Genomic DNA, 17,575 nt, shown 5'->3' on the forward strand with positions numbered 1-17,575 from the left:
GGCCTTGGCCGCCAGGCGTGGCGCTCCATTCCCGGCTAAAGCCGGTCTTACATAATTGTTGGGAGTTTCACCCATGGCAGTTGCCTCCGGCGCCTTCAAGAAATCCCTCGAAAGCGGCAAGAAGCCCAAAGAGGTTCTGCTCAAGGTCGACAGGGTCACCAAGAAGTTCGACGAGACCGTGGCGGTGGACGACGTGTCCCTGCAAATCAACAAGGGTGAAATCTTTGCCCTGCTGGGCGGTTCCGGCTCGGGCAAGTCCACGCTGCTGCGCATGCTGGCCGGCTTCGAACGGCCCACCGAGGGGCGTATCTACCTCGATGGTGTCGACATCACCGACCTGCCGCCCTACGAACGGCCGATCAACATGATGTTCCAGTCCTATGCGTTGTTCCCGCACATGACCGTGGCCGACAACATCGCCTTCGGCCTCAAGCAGGATAAGCTGGGCAAGGCCGAGATCGACGAGCGCGTGGCCGAGATGCTCAAGCTGGTGCACATGACCCAGTACGCCAAGCGCAAGCCGCACCAGCTTTCCGGCGGTCAGCGCCAGCGCGTGGCGCTGGCCCGTTCGCTGGCCAAGAAGCCCAAGCTGTTGCTGCTCGACGAGCCGATGGGCGCACTGGACAAGAAACTGCGCTCGCAGATGCAGCTGGAGCTGGTTGAGATCATCGAGCGGGTCGGCGTGACCTGCGTGATGGTGACCCACGACCAGGAAGAGGCCATGACCATGGCCGAGCGCATCGCCATCATGCACCTGGGCTGGATCGCGCAGATCGGCAGCCCGATCGACATCTACGAAACCCCCACCAGCCGCCTGGTGTGCGAGTTCATCGGCAACGTCAACCTGTTCGACGGCGAAGTGGTCGAGGACATGGAAGGCTATGCCCTGATCCAGAGCCCCGAGCTGGAGCGGCCGATCTACGTCGGTCACGGCGTCAGCACCTCGGTCGAAGACAAGAGCATCACCTACGCCCTGCGCCCGGAAAAGCTGCTGATCACCACCGAGCCGCCGACCGTGGAATACAACTGGTCGCGGGGCAAGGTGCACGACATCGCCTACCTGGGCGGCCACTCGGTGTTCCACATCGAACTGCCCGGCGGCAAGCGCGTGCAGTCGTTCGTGGCCAACGCCGAGCGCCAGGGCGCGCGTCCCACCTGGGGCGATGAAGTGTACGTGTGGTGGGAAGACGACAGCGGCGTGGTACTGCGCTCATGAAAATACGCAAGCTCAAGCGCACCCTGGGGCGCATCACCCCCAACGGGCGGCAACTGGTCATCGGTGCGCCGTTCCTGTGGCTGTTCCTGTTCTTCGCCTTGCCGTTCCTGATCGTGCTCAAGATCAGCTTCGCCGAAGCCGACGTGGCGATCCCGCCGTACACCGAAGTCTTCAGCTACGCCGAAGAAAAGCTGCAACTGATCTTCAACTTCGGCAACTACACGTTGCTGGCGGGCGACGAGCTGTACCTGGCGGCCTACCTGGGCTCGTTGAAGGTCGCGTTCTTCAGCACCCTGTTGTGCCTGGTGATCGGCTACCCGATGGCCTACGCCATCGCCAATGCCCGCAAGGACATCCAGACCGTCTTGCTGCTGCTGATCATGATGCCGACCTGGACCGCGATCCTGATCCGCGTCTATGCCTGGATGGGCATCCTGGGCAACAACGGCCTGCTCAATGAAGCACTGCTGTGGCTGGGGCTGATCGACACGCCGCTGCAGATTCTCAACACCAACGTGGCGGTCTACATCGGCGTGGTCTACTCGTACCTGCCGTTCATGATCCTGCCGCTGTACGCCAACCTGGTCAAACACGACCAGAGCCTGCTGGAAGCGGCGTCCGACCTGGGCTCGAGCACCTTCAACAGCTTCTGGAAAATCACCGTGCCCCTGTCGAAAAACGGCATCATCGCCGGCTGCATGCTGGTGTTCATCCCGGTGGTGGGCGAATTCGTCATCCCCGAACTGCTCGGCGGTCCGGAAACGCTGATGATCGGCAAGGTGCTGTGGCAGGAATTCTTCAATAACCGCGACTGGCCGGTGGCTTCGGCACTGGCGGTCATCATGCTGCTGGTGCTGATCGTGCCCATCATCCTGTTCAACCGCAGTCAGGCCAAAGAACTGGAGGGCAAGGCATGAGAGGGTTCAAGTTCTCCAACCTGATGCTGGTGGTGGGCCTGCTGTTCATCTACCTGCCGATGCTGATCCTGGTGATCTACTCGTTCAACGACTCGCGCCTGGTGACGGTGTGGGGCGGCTGGTCGATCAAGTGGTATGTGGGCCTGCTGGATAACACGCAATTGATGGGCTCGGTGATGCGCTCGCTGGAGGTGGCGTTCTACACCGCCATCGCCGCCGTGGCGCTGGGCACCATGGCCGCCTTCGTACTGACCCGCATCTCGCGTTTCAAGGGCCGTACCGCCTTTGGCGGGCTGGTCACCGCGCCGCTGGTCATGCCCGAGGTGATCACCGGCCTGTCGCTGTTGCTGCTGTTCGTGGCCATGGCGCAACTGATCGGCTGGCCGGCCGAACGCGGCCTGCTGACCATCTGGATCGCCCACACCACCTTCTGCACCGCCTACGTGGCGGTGGTGGTGTCGGCGCGCCTGCGCGAACTGGACCTGTCGATCGAAGAGGCCGCCATGGACCTGGGCGCCCGGCCCTGGAAAGTGTTCTTCCTGATCACCATCCCGATGATCGCACCGTCGCTGGCCGCCGGCGGCATGATGTCCTTCGCCCTGTCGCTGGACGACCTGGTGCTGGCCAGCTTTGTCTCCGGCCCCGGCTCGACCACCTTGCCGATGGAGGTGTTCTCCGCGGTGCGCCTGGGGGTCAAACCCGAGATCAACGCCGTGGCCAGCCTGATTCTGCTGGCGGTGTCGCTGGCCACTTTCCTGGTCTGGTACTTCACCCGCCAGGCCGAAGAACGGCGCAAGAAGGCGATCCAGCAAGCCATTGACGAGGGCGCCAACTGGCAACAGCCGACCAAGGCCTGAAACCTGACAGCTCCTGCGGGACCCCCCCGTAGGAGCGCGCTCTGCCCGCGACCGAGTGCGCTAGCGCTCGCAAAATCTCGGAAACGCTGAAAATTTACGACCGTAAATCTGCGAAACGCTGAAAATTTACGACTGCTGACGCAGCCGGTCGCGGTGGTCCGGCATACCGGCAGAGCGCGCTCCTACAGCGCCAGATGCCGATTCCGGGCATTGCCGTAATCCTGTAGGACCCTTCCGATTTACCCGTAAGCCCTGAATTCTCCGCTTTCCGCTTGCTAGGCTGCGTCGCCTCACCCCGAGGAACGCTCGATGGCCGACCCCACCCGCACCAACACATTCACATCCGACTTCAGAGGCGAGCCCACGCCGATGCCGCAACTGCTGGAGCGCGGCCTTGTGCTGCGATTGGCGCAAAGACAGCTGGAGTGGGAGGTGTGGCCTGTATGGTTATAGTCGTTGGTGCCTTTGCATGGGGAGGAACAACCTATGGTGGCGATGGGGGCGAGCATCTAGGTGAGGTGATTTACGAAAGCGACTTGCTGTGATGGAGGTCGAGCGCTGGATGGAGGTGCTCAAGCGTATTTTTGTGCTGGGGCCATTTTTATTGGTTTTTTTGAACGGTATGGTCATCAAGTGCCTGGGTGGAAAACAACTGAGGAAGTTGCTGGAGGCGCTCAAGGCGAGCCCGGCATTCACATCGGCGTATTCAAGAGGCATTGACCACTTGGGTTTTCTGTCTCGTGCCGGGCTGTTGCTTTCAATCGGTTATGCAATGGCCAGGGCACAGCGAATGATTGCCAAGGGCAGGCTTGATGAGGGAGAGATCAAGGCATTTCCAGGTTATCTAAAGTCGCTGGCATTCATGAGTCTCTTTGGGTGTGGATTAAATGGTCTCTGGTTGATTGTCTGGATCGCCAGGCTACCGCTGGATAAACCTTTACTGGCCTCCAAGGTTTTCGATGAGGTCGTCAGCCTGTCGTTTTTTGTGCATGCCGCGCCCTTTAGTATTAACGCTGAGCAAGCCATGAACGGCCTCTTCACAGGGCTGTACCCCCAGACTCCTCTCTAAACGAAAACCTGTGAAACTGTTTTCTCAGGGTTCGCACAACCTGTGGGAGGCAGCAACTGTCTGGCAATGACGGGTTTACAAGCGCTGCCTATCTGTCGGCTGTCCTGGCCTCATCGTCGGATCGTCGCCCGCTGCAGAGCAGCCTTCCACAGGTTTGATGTGACCCTGAATTTCGGGCCTGACACCGGACTGTGGGAGGCGGCTTGCCGGCCTCATCGTCGGATCCACGCCGGAGCAAAGCCCCCTCCCACAAGACAGCGTTGCGTGTGCGGTTGCTGTTATGGGTGTTGCGGCATTTGTGGGAACGCTTTCCGGAGGCTGGCTAGGTGAGCTTGGGGGAGAGCTGCTCTATGAAAGTGAATGGTTATGAACGATCACCTATTCTGGTTTTTCGCGTGGTGTGTGGTTTTTTATACTGCGCCCATCGCGATGATCATGACCCATATTGTTCTGGGTGCGTATGTCCGCCGTTTTTTTTTGGCTGCCATGCTGGAGGCGTTGAAAAACAGTCTTCTGTTTTCTTCTCGCCATGCTCGGGGACTGGATGATCAGGGCTCGCTGTACCGCAACCTGTTACTGCTCGACATGGGCATTGCGCTTTTTTTTTCCAGGGTCAATATCCATTCTGGTGTTCTGGATGCTGAAGACCTGGCCAGGTTTCCCCGTCGCTTTCGAATAATGGCGGTCATCAACGCAGGTTGTTTTTATGGTGCCATGCTTGCCATGTTGATCGTTTTTCCAGCGATGAAATGGGAGCGCTTTGCCAGGACCGGCCAGGTTTTTGATGTGAATGCAGCGTTTCAAATCTTGCTCTATGGCAGCCCGGTCATCGCTTTATCGATCACCTGGGGATTGACGGTCTACGCCGTCCATTACCACCTGCCTACCATGCTGGATGCGATCAAGCGCGGCCCTTTATCCAGACTCAGCCAGGCGATGGCGATAGGAGAAGGACAAGCCTCTTGGCGCAGCATGCTGTTCATCAGACTCAGCAGGGCGGTGGTTTTCAAACGCAGCAAGAAAAACGATGCCATTCACGACGTATTTGACCTTGATGCATTGCCAGTCAGTTTCAAGCGCCTGGCGGTGGCCAGTCTGCTCTGCCTGTACGTGGGTATAAGCGGGCTGGTCATTGCTGGCCTGGTGTATGCGCTGAGCGACACTGCCGTATGACCGAATCCATAGCGGCTAATACGGATCACCCACCCCCACCTGCAACGCCTCCATCAACAACCTTGCCGGTGCCGACAGCGGGCTGTTATGCCGGCTGACCAGCGAGAACGGTTCGCTGCGTGATTGCAGCGCCAGCGCCAGGGGTGCGATGCCCATGCCGCGGGCACTCTCGGCGACCGCTTGCGGCAATACGGCCACGCGCTGCGGGTCCTGCTGCAGCAGGGTCAGGGTGGCGAAGGTCGAGGCGGTCTCGATGGCAAAACGCGGAAAATCCAGCCCGGCCTGGCTGAATTCTCGCTCCAGCACCCGGCGCATGGGCATGTTGGTCGGGTAGACGATCCAGTCATGGCCTTCAAGGTCGGCCAGTGTCAGGCGTGACGCGCTGGCCAGCGGGTGCCGGGTGTTGGCCACGACCCGCAAGGCTTCCGCTGCCAGGGGCAGGCAATCGTAGGCGTCGGGGCGCTGGCTGACGCTGGTGCGGCAGATGGCCAGGTCGAGCCGGCCCTGGTCGATCAGGCCCAGCAGCCGGGCACTGGTGTCCTCGACGATTTCCACCGACAACTCCGGCTGGGTCTGGCGCAGGCGGGCCAGACTGTCGACCAGCAAGGGCACGGCGCCCATCACCGTGCCCACGGCAATGCGCCCGCCCTGGCCTTGCAGGATGCCGAGCATTTCTTCGCGCAGGTGCGCCATGTCGCTGTGGATCAGCCGTGCATAGCGAATCACGCAGCGTCCCAGGTCGTTGGGCTCAAGGCCCTGGCTGGTGCGGGTGAACAGCCGGGTGCCGAACGCCGATTCGATTTCATTGAGTGCCTGGGTCGCGCCCGGCTGGGTGATCGACACCTGTTCGGCGGCCTTGTGCAGCGAGCCGTGGTCGTCCAGCGCGATCAACAGGCGCAGCTGTTTGAGGCGCAAGCGGGAAATCAGCGAGGAGAGCGGTGCAACCATGGGGATAAGCGCCCGTTATCACGTCATCAATGGTCGTCATTAGGCAGGCCATCGGTGGATTCGTAAAGTGTTGGCCATCTCATCCATAACAAGAAGGCCATGACCATGCGATTGATCCAGTACCAGACCGCGACCGGCGAGCGCCGCGTCGGACTTGTCGAAGGCGAGCAGGTGCACACCGTGCTTGCCACCAGCAGCACCCGCGAGCTGGCGCTGGCCGCCATCAGTGCCGGCCACGGCCTGCAGGACGAAGTGCTCAAGCGCGGCAGCGAAGCCGGCCCGCTGTACCGTGAACTGCTCGAAGGCGGCCTGGTGCTGGCGCCGCTGGACCATGAAGACCCGGCCCATTGCCTGGTCAGCGGCACCGGCCTGACCCACCTGGGCAGCGCCGACACCCGTGACAAGATGCACCAGAAAAAGGACCAGGATGAAGCGACCCTGACCGACACGGCGCGCATGTTTCGCTGGGGCGTGGAGGGCGGCAAGCCGGGGACCGGGCAGGTGGGCGCGCAGCCGGAGTGGTTCTACAAGGGCGACGGCAGCATCGTGCTGCGCCCCGGCGCCGACTTTCCATTGCCTACCTTTGCCGAGGACGTCGGTGAGGAGCCCGAGTTGGTCGGCCTGTATGTGATCGGTCCGGACAGCAAGCCGTACCGTCTTGGCTATGCGCTGGGCAACGAGCTGTCTGACCATGTGCTGGAGCGGCGCAGCTACCTGTACCTGGCCCATTCCAAGCTGCGGTTCTGTGCCTATGGCCCGGAATTGCGCATCGGCGCGCTGCCCGCGAATCTGGTCGGCACCAGCCGCATTCATCGCAACGGCGAAGTGCTGTGGGAAAAGGAGTTTCTCAGCGGCGAACAGAACATGTGCCACAGCCTGGAAAATCTTGAATACCACCACTTCAAGTACCGCCAGTTCCTGCGCCCCGGGGATGTGCACGTGCACTTTTTCGGCACTGCCACGCTGTCGTTCGCCGACGCAATCAAGCCGCAGCCAGGCGACACCTTCGAAATCGAGATCCCGGAATTCGGCGCCGCGCTTCGCACCGGCATCGTGCAGGACGACGAGCCGTTGGCGCCGGGGGGGATTGTCGGGCTTTGAGTCACAAGCGCGTAGACGCCACGCCAAGGCGCAGGACTGCTTGGAACGCTGTAGGAGCGCGCTTGCCCGCGACCGAGTGCGCCAGCGCTCGCAAAATCTACGAAACGCCACAAATTTACGGGCCTAAATCTACGAAACGCCACAAATTTACGGGCTTAAATCTATGAAACGCTGAAATTTACGGCCTTAAATCTACGAAACGCCACAAATTTACGGGCTTAAATCTATGAAACGCTGAAATTTACGGCCTTAAATCTACGAAACGCCACAAATTTACGAGCTTAAATCTATGAAACGCCACAAATTTACGAGCTTAAATCTACGAAACGCCACAAATTTACGACTGCTAACGCAGCCGGTCGCGGGCAAGCGCGCTCCTACAGCGGTGTCAGGACATTCATGACGGTATCGAGTGCCGTGCGGGTGTCGTCGAGCTGCACCAGCGAGGCGTAGCGGGCGGCCAGGGCGTCGCGGTTCTTGATCGCGGTCAGGATCGCCTGGTGGCGCGGCAGGCTCAGTTGCTGGGTGTTGGGGCGCAGGTTGGTCAGGTTGATCGACTCACGCAGCGGCAGCGACAGCATGTTGCACATGTAGGCCAGCAGGTCGTTATGGGTGGCGTCGGCAATGGCGCGGTGAAAGTCGAGGTCGGGCTGGAGCATTTCTTCCCGGGTCTTGGCCGCTTCCATGCGCTGGTAGGCGGCTTCGATCACGGCAATGTCGGCGTCGGTCGCGGTGCTGGCGGCCAGCGCGGCAATCTCCGGTTCCAGGATGCGTCGCACCCCGGCCAGGGTGTTGAAAAACTCGCTGTGTGGCGTGGATTGCATCAGCCAGAACAGCACGTCCGGGTCGAGCAGGTGCCACTCCACCCGGGGCCGGACCACGGTGCCGACCCGTGGCCGTGAATAGACCAGCCCCTTGGCCGTCAGTACCCGCGTGGCTTCGCGCAAGACCGGGCGGCTGACCTTGTACTCCTCGCACAGCGTGGCTTCCGGTGGCAGCTTTTCTTCAGGCTTGAAGCGGCCGGAAACGATGTGCATGCCCAGTTCCTGAACGATCTGGGCGTGCATGCTTTTGCGTGGCTTGGGAGTCTGGTAATCCATAAAGACGCAGGGGCTCTGGCGAAATGCGCTGCATCATAACATCCCTCCCACCTGGGTCCGGGCTGAGGGGGGCGCGGCAATACAGCGGCTGGCGGTCCTGCCCGGTGGACGTGGGTCAATGTGAATGACGCGGCACCTCCGAGCCACGGCAGCCCACCAGAAAATCGAAGTCGCAGCCTTCATCGGCCTGCAGCACATGGTCGACGTACAGCCGGCTGTAGCCGCTGGAGAAGATTTTGGCCGAGGTGTCGGGCTTGAGGTCGAGCAGGCGGCCTTGCAGTTCTTCGTCGCTGATGTCCAGATGCAGGCGGCCGGCCAGGCAATCGAGTTCGATGAAGTCACCGTTGTGCACTGCCGCCAGCGGGCCACCGGCCGCCGCTTCCGGGGCCACGTGCAACACCACCGTGCCGTAGGCGGTGCCGCTCATGCGCGCGTCGGAAATGCGTACCATGTCGGTCACGCCTTTGGCCAGCACCTTGGGCGGCAGGCCCATGTTGCCGACCTCGGCCATGCCCGGGTAGCCCTTGGGGCCGGCGTTCTTGAGCACCAGCACGCAGGTTTCGTCGACGTCCAGGTCCGGGTCGGCGATGCGCGCCTTGTAATCGTCGAAGTTCTCGAACACCACGGCGCGGCCGCGATGCTGCATCAGCGCCGGCGTGGCGGCCGACGGCTTGACCACCGCGCCGCGTGGCGCCAGGTTGCCGCGCAGGATGCACAGGCCGCCGTCGGGCACCAGCGGGTTGTCGATCGGGCGGATCACTTCGTCGTTGTACTGCGGTGAGGCCTGGCAGTTCTGCCAGAGGCTCTTGCCATTGGCGGTCAGTGCGTCGGGGTTGGGCAGCAGGCCGTTTTCACCCAGGCGGCGGATCACTGCCGGCAGGCCACCGGCATAGTAGAACTCTTCCATCAGAAAGCGCCCGGACGGCTGCAGGTCGACCAGGGTCGGCGTGCCGCGCCCGACACGGGTCCAGTCTTCCAGGTCCAGCTCGACGCCGATGCGCCCGGCAATGGCCTTGAGGTGGATCACCGCGTTGGTCGAGCCACCAATGGCGGCATTGACCTTGATGGCGTTCTCGAACGCGGCCTTGGTGAGGATCTTCGACAGGCGCAGGTCTTCGCGGACCATGTCGACGATGCGCATGCCCGACAGGTGTGCCAGCACATAGCGGCGCGAGTCGACCGCCGGGATGGCGGCGTTGTGCGGCAGCGAGGTGCCCAGGGCTTCGGCCATGCAGGCCATGGTCGAGGCGGTGCCCATGGTGTTGCAGGTGCCGGCCGAGCGCGACATGCCGGCTTCGGCCGACAGAAACTCGTCGAGGCTGATCTGCCCGCCTTTATAGGCTTCATGCATTTGCCAGACCACGGTGCCGGAGCCGATGTCCTTGCCGTTGTGCTTGCCGTTGAGCATCGGCCCGCCGGTGACCACGATGGCCGGTACGTCGCAACTGGCAGCGCCCATCAGCAGGGCTGGCGTGGTCTTGTCGCACCCGGTGAGCAGCACCACGGCATCTACCGGATTGCCGCGAATGGCTTCCTCGACGTCCATGCTCGCTAGGTTGCGGGTCAGCATGGCCGTGGGGCGCAGGTTGGATTCGCCGCTGGAGAACACCGGGAACTCCACCGGGAAGCCGCCAGCCTCCAGCACGCCTTTCTTCACATGTTCGGCGATCTTGCGGAAATGCGCGTTGCAGGGGGTCAGTTCCGACCAGGTGTTGCAGATGCCGATGATCGGCTTGCCCTGGAATTCATGGTCCGGGATGCCCTGGTTCTTCATCCAGCTGCGGTACATGAAGCCGTTCTTGTCGGCCGTACCGAACCATTGGGCGGAGCGCAGTGGGGTCTTCTTGTCGGTCATGATCAGGCAACTCTTATTGTATGACTATTTGAATGCTGTGCCTGAAACATACACCAGATGAGGGGCATTTCAAAGGGTTGCGGGTTAAATAGTATTACTATATTGTCCGGATCAATGAGTCGATCCGGCTTTTCCGGCCTGTGCGCCGGTGATTAGTCAGATTAATCAGGACTAACGAATCCATAACAAAAACAATTGGAGAACACCTATGAATCCGGAAGCTCGGATCATTCGCAGGCTCACGCTCAGGTTGATTCCGTTCCTGATCCTGCTGTACCTGGTCGCATTCATCGACCGCTCCGCCGTCGGCTTTGCCAAATTGCACATGAACGCCGACCTGGGCCTGAGCGACATGGCCTATGGCTTCGGTGCCGGGTTGTTCTTCATTGGCTATTTCATCTTCGAGGTGCCCAGCAACCTGTTGCTGGAGCGGTTCGGCGCGCGGCGCTGGTTTGCCCGCATCCTGATCACCTGGGGGCTGATTACCGTCGGCATGGCCTTCGTGCAGGGCGCCTACAGCTTCTATGTGATGCGCTTTCTGCTGGGAGCGGCCGAGGCCGGCTTCTTCCCGGGCGTGCTGTATTACATCACCCGCTGGTTCCCGGTGCGCAATCGCGGCAAGGTGCTGGGCTTCTTCATTCTCTCGCAGCCCATTGCGCTGATGGTCACCGGGCCCCTGGCCGGCTGGCTGCTGGGCATGAACGGCATCTTTGGCCTGGCCGGCTGGCAGTGGCTGTTCATCGTCATCGGGGTGCCGGCGGTGCTGTTGGCCTGGCCGACCCTGAAGATTCTGCCCGACACGCCCAAGGATGCCCGCTGGCTGGCCGAGGCCGACCGTCAGTGGCTGCTGGGCGAGCTGGAGAAAGACCGCGCCGAGTACGGCCAGACCGACCACACCAACCCGCTGCGCGCCCTGGCTGATCGCCGCGTGCTGATCCTGGCGCTGCTGTACCTGCCCAGCACCCTGAGCACCTACGGCCTGAGCCTGTGGCTGCCGACCCTGGTGCACCAGTTCGGCGGCAGCGACCTGACCACCGGTTTCATCTCGTCGATTCCCTATATCTTCGGCGTGCTGGGCCTGCTGTTGGTGCCGCGCAGCTCTGACCGTCTCAATGACCGCTATGGGCACCTCACCGTGCTGTACATCCTCGGCGCCACCGGCCTGTTCCTCAGTGCCTGGCTGAGCATTCCTGTCTGGCAACTGGCGGCCTTGTGCCTGACGGCCTTCAGCCTGTTCTCGGTGACGGCGATCTTCTGGGTGTTGCCGGGGCGCTTCCTGTCTGGTGCCAGTGCGGCCGCGGGCATTGCCCTGATCAACTCGTTCGGCAACCTGGGCGGCTACATTGGCCCGTTCGGCATCGGTGCGCTCAAGGAATACACCGGCACGCTGTCGTCGGGGCTGTATTTCCTGTCGGCGGTGATGCTCAGCGGGGTGGTGCTGACCTGGATCGTCTACACCCAGCTGGAAAAGAAATCCCAGGCCCGCGCCGCCGCGCTCGGACAGACTTCCTGACCCTTGAGGCGCGCAGGGATGCCCGCCGTTACGGAGCACATGCATGACCCTTGAAACCACCAAGAAGCTCAAAGTCGCGATTGTCGGCTCGGGCAATATCGGCACTGACCTGATGATCAAGGTGCTGCGCAACGCCCGGCACCTGGAAATGGGCGCGATGGTCGGCATCGACCCGGCCTCCGACGGCCTGGCCCGCGCCGCCCGGCTGGGCGTGGCGGTGACCCATGAAGGCGTCGAAGGCCTGACGCGCCTGCCGGTGTTCGACGAGATCGATTTTGTCTTCGATGCCACCTCGGCCGGCGCCCATGTGCACAACGACGCCTTGCTGCGGGCGATCAAGCCGGGCATCCGCCTGATCGACCTGACCCCGGCGGCCATCGGGCCCTATTGCGTGCCGGTGGCCAACCTGGAGCAGAACCTGGACCGGTTGAACGTCAACATGGTGACCTGTGGCGGCCAGGCGACCATTCCGATCGTCGCGGCGGTGTCGCGCATTGCCAAGGTGCACTACGCCGAAATCGTCGCCTCGATTGCCAGCAAGTCCGCCGGCCCCGGCACCCGCGCCAACATCGACGAGTTCACCGAAACCACCTCCCGGGCCATCGAGGCCATCGGTGGCGCCGGCAAGGGCAAGGCCATCATTGTCATGAACCCGGCCGAGCCGCCGCCGATGATGCGCGACACCGTGTTCGTGTTGTCCGAGGCCGCCGACCAGGCGCTGATCGAGGCCTCCATCGAAGAGATGGTTGCTGCCGTGCACGCCTATGTGCCGGGCTATCGGCTCAAGCAGCGTGTGCAGTTCGAGGTCATCCCGGCAGAGGCGCCGTTGAATATCCCCGGGCTGGGCCGGTTCTGCGGGCTCAAGACCTCGGTGTTTCTCGAAGTCGAAGGCGCCGCACACTACCTGCCGGCCTACGCCGGCAACCTCGACATCATGACCAGCGCCGCGCTGGCCACCGCCGAGCGGATGGCCCAGTCGATGCTGAACGCCTGAGGAACCCGCGATGACCTTTGATCCGACCAGAAAGCTGTATATCTCCGACGTGACGCTGCGCGACGGCAGCCATGCGGTGCGCCACCAGTATTCGATCCAGAACGTGCAGGACATCGCCCGGGCGCTGGACCGTGCCCGCGTCGACAGCATTGAAGTGGCCCACGGCGACGGCTTGCAGGGCTCCAGTTTCAACTACGGGTTTGCCGCCCATTCGGACCTTGAGTGGATCGAGGCGGTGGCCGATGTCATCAGCCATGCGCGCATCACCACCTTGCTGCTGCCGGGCATCGGCACCGTGCATGACCTCAAGGCGGCCTACAACGCCGGTGCTCGCGTGGTGCGGGTGGCGACCCATTGCACCGAGGCCGATGTCTCCCGGCAGCACATCGAGTGTGCCCGCGAGCTGGGCATGGACACGGTGGGTTTTCTGATGATGAGCCACATGCTGGCGCCCGAGGCGTTGGCCGGGCAGGCGCGGTTGATGGAAAGCTATGGCGCCACATGCGTGTACATGGCCGACTCGGGCGGGGCGATGAGCATGCAGGATGTGCGCGAGCGCTTTCGGGCGTTCAAGGCGGTGCTCAAGCCGGACACCGAAACCGGCATGCACGCCCACCATAACCTGTCGCTGGGAGTGGCCAATTCGATCGTGGCGGTGGAGGAGGGCTGCGACCGCATCGACGCCAGCCTCGCCGGCATGGGCGCCGGCGCCGGCAATGCACCGCTGGAGGTGTTCATCGCCGCCGCCGACCGCCTGGGCTGGAACCACGGCACGGACCTCTACACCCTGATGGACGCCGCCGACGATATCGTGCGCCCGTTGCAGGACCGCCCGGTGCGTGTCGACCGCGAGTCCCTGGCGCTGGGCTATGCCGGGGTGTATTCGAGTTTCCTGCGCCACGCCGAAGCGGCCGCAGCACGTTATGGCCTCAAGACTGTGGATATCCTGGTCGAGCTGGGCAAGCGGCGCATGGTGGGCGGCCAGGAAGACATGATCGTAGACGTGGCGCTTGACCTCCGTAGGAGCGCGCTTGCCCGCGACCGAGTGCGCTAGCGCTCGCAAAATTGTGGCGTTTCGAAGATTCTGCGGATGTATTCGCAGTCGTAAATTTGTGGCGTTTCATCAATTTTGCGACCGCTACGCGCTCGGTCGCGGGCAAGCGCGCTCCTACGGCAGCAGTCGCAACTCCCCCTGGCTGTGCGCCGCCACGTCTGCTTCGCTCAGGTGCTGCGGTCTGTACTCGCCACGCATGTACGCTTCGGCCTGGTCGGCATAGTGCGTATCGAACGGCACGCCGCTCTGGCCCACCGGGCTGATGCCCAGGGCGTGGGCCGGGTCGGCAAAGTCGATCAGGCGCCGGGTCGAGGGACCGTAGTTCACCGGCCACGGCGCAGGGCTCAGGCGTGACGACTGGTTGTTGGGCACTTCATGCGTGCCCGGCGCCGGGAAGGGGCCGACGTTGAGCAGCCGGTCCAGCGGCTTTTGCGCCCCCAGCGGGTGGGCGTGGGTCAGCGTATGGACCTTGCCCCACTGCCATTGCCTGGGGTCCGGGCCGTACACGGCCGTGAGGTGGTTGATGCTGGCGCGCCAGGCTGCGCGTACGGTATCGGTGCGGGTTTCGGTCAGCGGTGAGCCGCGATTGTCCCACCACGGCGAGTCGGCTTCGGCGGCCAGGCGCGGCAGGGCCGAATCAAACGCCCGGGTCGACAGCAACGTATCGAACAGAGCGTCGCCCAGCTCATCGCGGAACGTCTTGTCTGCCAGGTCATACAAGAACTGGTTGAACAACGTGGCCGGGACCGAGTCCAGCGTGTAATCACCCGACCAGTCGGCCATTTTCTCGACCCACTGCTGTTCGCCATGGTCGCTGACCACCTGGCGCAGCACCGGCAGCAAGGGCTTGAGGATGCTGCGTGCGTAGTCGGTGCGGGTGCCCAGTTGCAGGGCCTGGCTCGATGCCAGATCCCATTTGATGGCCGGGTCGCGCAATTGCTGATCAAGCTGCTGGCCGCGCTCGGGCGGGTTGTAGTAGCCCGGAATCTCGATACCTGCTGGCGACAAGGGCTGGACGTTGGCCGACAGGATATAGCCGCGCGCCGGGTTTTCTTCCTGCGGGTTGGCGCTGAACGGGTAAAAGCCCGGCTTGTCGGCCTGGCCGGTGCTGCCATCGAGCAGGAAGGCCGGGTTGACCCCGGCCGGGCGCACGGGCAACTGGCCGGTGGCCCACCAGCCGATGTCACCGGCGGTGTTGGCCCAGACGATGTTCAGCCCTGGCGCCTGGATCTTCTCGGCGGCGCTGCGCATCTTGCCCAGGGTGTCGGCGCGGTTGGCTTCATAGAAGCCGTCGAGCAGCGGGTTGTCGGTTTCCAGAAACGCCCACCACATGGCCACCGGCGTGCTGCCGGCATTTCGACCCAGGACGTCGTTGACGATCGGCCCATGGGGCGAGCGGCGCAGGGTCAGGCCGACGGGCGCCTGGCCCTTGACCGCGATCTGCTGTTCGCTGCGGGTCATGTCCACCCAGCGACCCTGATACCAGACCTGCTCGGGGTTGTCGGGGTTGGTTTTCTCCACGATCAGGTCCAGGTCGTCGTTCTGGAACATGGTCAGGCTCCAGCCGAAATCCAGGTTATGGCCGAGAAAGGCAAACGGATTGAGCGGCTGGTAATGGCCGTACAGCTCGAAACCCGGCGCCGACAGGTGCGCCTCGTACCACACCGCCGGCACCGAGAAGCGAATGTGCGGGTCGCCTGCCAGCAAGGGTTTGCCACTGCGGGTGCGGCTGCCGGCAATGGCCCAGGCATTGCTGCCTTCGAACTGCGGCAGGCCGGCGTCCTGCAAGGCCTGATGGCTCAACTGCGCCAGGGCGCCCAGGCCCTGCCAGTCGGCCTGGCTCAGGGTCGGGCGGGCGTCGAGCAGGCCATCCGGGTGCCAGCCCAGGTCGAACACCTTGAGGTAGTCGGCGCCCAGTTCGTCGCGCACATAGGTCAGCAACGGCTCGGTGCGAAAGGCAGCGGCAAAGCTGTAGGCCAGGTAGCCACCGATGCTCAGGGTGTCTTCGGCGGTGAAGGGGCGTGGCGTAATGCCCAGCAGGTCGAACTCCAGCGGGCGAGGGTGGCTGTCCTGATACTGGTTGATGCCGTCCAGATAGTGCTGCAACGCCTGCCAACTGGGCGTGTTGCGATCCTGGCGGGCGACATAGGCGTCGGCGTGCTCGCCAATGCGCAGGCTGCGAAACAGTTTGTCGGTGTCGATCAGTCTGGGGCCCAGCACCTCGGCCAGCTCGCCGCGCGCCAGGCGGCGGAGCATTTCCATCTGGAACAGACGGTCCTGCGCCTGTACATAGCCCAGCGCCCGGTACAGGTCGGCCTGGTCTTGCGCCCGGATGTGCGGCACGCCGCGTTCGTCGTAGCGCACGCTGACCGGTGCCTGCAGCCCCTTTAGCGCTTGCTCGCCCTGACGCACCGGTTGCTTGCTGTGCACATACCAGGCCGCCCCGGCGGCGAGCAGGGCCAGGAGGACGCCGAGGGTCATGGCGACAATGCGAAGACGGCGTTTCATCCGGTATCTCGGTGAGGGCATGGCAACCGCGCAGGCTACAGGCTTGCTTGCAGGCTGTGTAGAGGCTGGCCGGTTTGTGACGCAGTGGCTTGCCAGCGCCTTGCAGACAGCCGAAGATCGAGGCTGTGTTTTACCTGATCCTTGTGGATGCCTGATGTCCGACACTTTCAACTACGAGCACCTGCGCGCCAGCCTGGTGCCGCTGCACGCCAGCGACGTGCTGTCGCCCGATGGCCAGGCCTACCAGCGTTTCTACAGCCTGGGCGCCCTGGGTGGCGAAAACGTTGTACGCAGCTGGCTGGGGCGCCTGGACGTGGCCGGCTACGAGATCGTCGGCCAGGTCTGGCGGCCCGAGCGACCGGTGGCCACGCTGATCCTGATGCACGGCTTCTACGACCACATGGGCCTGTACCGGCATGTGGTCGAGTGGGCGCTGGCACAGCATTTCGCCGTAATCTCTTGCGACCTGCCGGGGCACGGGCTATCCAGCGGCAGCCGCGCCAGCATTGGCGACTTCGCCGAGTACCAGACCGTCTTGCAGCGCCTGTTGGTCGAAGCCGAGGCGCTGGGTCTGCCGCAGCCCTGGCATCTGTGCGGGCAGAGCACCGGCGGGGCGATCGTGGTCGACCATGTGCTGCATCGCGGCGCCGACAGCCCGGCCCAGGGCCAGGTGATCCTGCTGTCACCGCTGGTGCGTCCGCGTGCCTGGGGCTGGTCCAAGGCCAGCTATTACCTGCTGCGCCCGTTCGTCAGCGGCATCAACCGGCGCTTTACCGAAAACTCCAACGCGCCGGCCTTCCTGCCCTTCCTGCTGGCCGATCCGCTGCAACCCAAGCGCCTGCCCACCGCCTGGGTCGGTGCCCTGGCGCGCTGGATCGTGCACATCGAAAACGCCCCGCGCAGCCCGCGCACGCCGTTGATCGTGCAGGGCGAGTCGGACATGACCGTCGACTGGAGCCACAACCTGGGCGTGCTCAACGAAAAATTCAGCCAGCCGCAGATCCTGATGCTGCGCGAGGCCCGGCACCACCTGGCCAATGAAGTGCCGGAACTGCGCGCACGGTATTTCGAGTTCCTGAACGGACGTATACAGAATCCGAAGCTGCGCTTGTAGGAGCGCGCTCTGCCCGCGACCGGCTGCGTTAGCAGTCGTAAAATTGTGGCGTTTCGTGATCGTGTCCCAGGAAGTGGTGTAACTCATCATGGCTCTGGCCACTGAGTTTGCCGTTTAGTTGATCACGGCCGACAGCTTGGCCTGCGGATTATCGCT

Annotated in this window: 14 protein-coding genes; 10 read left to right on the forward strand and 4 right to left on the reverse strand. The window is 63.1% G+C overall.

Annotated elements, in window-relative coordinates:
- Window positions 1-73: 73 nt before the first annotated feature.
- From potA to ASF84_RS28155, 5 genes are all read left to right on the forward strand, one after another.
- Window positions 74-1,216 carry a polyamine ABC transporter ATP-binding protein gene (gene potA, locus ASF84_RS28135; protein WP_056842181.1) on the forward strand — a complete coding sequence of 381 codons (1,143 nt, stop codon included), beginning with the start codon at window positions 74-76 and terminating at the stop codon, window positions 1,214-1,216.
- Window positions 1,213-2,133: an ABC transporter permease subunit gene (locus ASF84_RS28140; protein WP_056842182.1), complete on the forward strand. Its 921-nt coding sequence runs from the start codon at window positions 1,213-1,215 to the stop codon at window positions 2,131-2,133. The genes potA and ASF84_RS28140 overlap by 4 nt, the downstream gene beginning before the upstream one ends.
- Window positions 2,130-2,990 (forward strand): ABC transporter permease subunit, encoded by an 861-nt coding sequence (locus ASF84_RS28145; protein WP_056842183.1) that lies wholly within the window; start codon window positions 2,130-2,132, stop codon window positions 2,988-2,990. Before ASF84_RS28140 ends, ASF84_RS28145 begins: the two co-directional genes overlap by 4 nt.
- 541 nt (window positions 2,991-3,531) lie before the next feature.
- Entirely contained in the window at window positions 3,532-4,059 is a 528-nt protein-coding gene (locus tag ASF84_RS28150) for a hypothetical protein (protein ID WP_156684422.1), read from the forward strand.
- 366 nt (window positions 4,060-4,425) lie between these two features.
- Window positions 4,426-5,232, forward strand: coding sequence for a hypothetical protein (locus ASF84_RS28155; protein ID WP_156684423.1), 807 nt, complete (start codon window positions 4,426-4,428; stop codon window positions 5,230-5,232).
- A 15-nt stretch (window positions 5,233-5,247) separates the two neighbouring features.
- Here the strand turns inward: ASF84_RS28155 and ASF84_RS28160 are convergent, their stop codons facing one another.
- Window positions 5,248-6,180 carry a LysR family transcriptional regulator gene (locus ASF84_RS28160; RefSeq protein WP_056842186.1) on the reverse strand — a complete coding sequence of 311 codons (933 nt, stop codon included), beginning with the start codon at window positions 6,178-6,180 and terminating at the stop codon, window positions 5,248-5,250.
- 105 nt (window positions 6,181-6,285) lie between these two features.
- Between ASF84_RS28160 and araD1 the strand changes: the two genes are divergently transcribed.
- On the forward strand, window positions 6,286-7,281 hold the full coding sequence (gene araD1 / locus ASF84_RS28165) for an AraD1 family protein (protein WP_056842205.1): 996 nt from the start codon (window positions 6,286-6,288) through the stop codon (window positions 7,279-7,281).
- A 377-nt stretch (window positions 7,282-7,658) separates the two neighbouring features.
- On the opposite strand, the gene ASF84_RS28170 is transcribed toward araD1, so the two are convergent.
- Both ASF84_RS28170 and ASF84_RS28175 read right to left on the reverse strand, forming a co-directional pair.
- On the reverse strand, window positions 7,659-8,381 hold the full coding sequence (locus tag ASF84_RS28170; RefSeq protein ID WP_056842187.1) for a FadR/GntR family transcriptional regulator: 723 nt from the start codon (window positions 8,379-8,381) through the stop codon (window positions 7,659-7,661).
- A 115-nt stretch (window positions 8,382-8,496) separates the two neighbouring features.
- Window positions 8,497-10,236, reverse strand: a complete 1,740-nt coding sequence (locus tag ASF84_RS28175) for an IlvD/Edd family dehydratase (RefSeq protein ID WP_056842188.1) — start codon at window positions 10,234-10,236, stop codon at window positions 8,497-8,499.
- A gap of 208 nt (window positions 10,237-10,444) precedes the next feature.
- Here ASF84_RS28175 and ASF84_RS28180 point away from each other — a divergent pair, with 208 nt between their 5' ends.
- Genes ASF84_RS28180 through dmpG form a run of 3 tightly spaced genes read left to right on the forward strand, consistent with a single transcriptional unit; the run spans window position 10,445 to window position 13,797 of the window.
- On the forward strand, window positions 10,445-11,749 hold the full coding sequence (locus ASF84_RS28180) for an MFS transporter (RefSeq protein WP_056842189.1): 1,305 nt from the start codon (window positions 10,445-10,447) through the stop codon (window positions 11,747-11,749).
- A 43-nt stretch (window positions 11,750-11,792) separates the two neighbouring features.
- Window positions 11,793-12,743 carry an acetaldehyde dehydrogenase (acetylating) gene (locus ASF84_RS28185; RefSeq protein ID WP_056842190.1) on the forward strand — a complete coding sequence of 317 codons (951 nt, stop codon included), beginning with the start codon at window positions 11,793-11,795 and terminating at the stop codon, window positions 12,741-12,743.
- 10 nt (window positions 12,744-12,753) lie between these two features.
- Window positions 12,754-13,797, forward strand: a complete 1,044-nt coding sequence (gene dmpG / locus ASF84_RS28190) for a 4-hydroxy-2-oxovalerate aldolase (RefSeq protein ID WP_056842191.1) — start codon at window positions 12,754-12,756, stop codon at window positions 13,795-13,797.
- 114 nt (window positions 13,798-13,911) lie between these two features.
- Here the strand turns inward: dmpG and ASF84_RS28195 are convergent, their stop codons facing one another.
- Window positions 13,912-16,305, reverse strand: a complete 2,394-nt coding sequence (locus tag ASF84_RS28195) for a penicillin acylase family protein (protein WP_056842192.1) — start codon at window positions 16,303-16,305, stop codon at window positions 13,912-13,914.
- A gap of 154 nt (window positions 16,306-16,459) precedes the next feature.
- Between ASF84_RS28195 and ASF84_RS28200 the strand changes: the two genes are divergently transcribed.
- Window positions 16,460-17,419, forward strand: a complete 960-nt coding sequence (locus tag ASF84_RS28200) for an alpha/beta hydrolase (protein WP_056842193.1) — start codon at window positions 16,460-16,462, stop codon at window positions 17,417-17,419.
- Window positions 17,420-17,575: the final 156 nt, after the last annotated feature.

The sequence above is a fragment of the Pseudomonas sp. Leaf127 genome, from assembly GCF_001423155.1.
GTDB lineage: Bacteria > Pseudomonadota > Gammaproteobacteria > Pseudomonadales > Pseudomonadaceae > Aquipseudomonas > Aquipseudomonas ovata.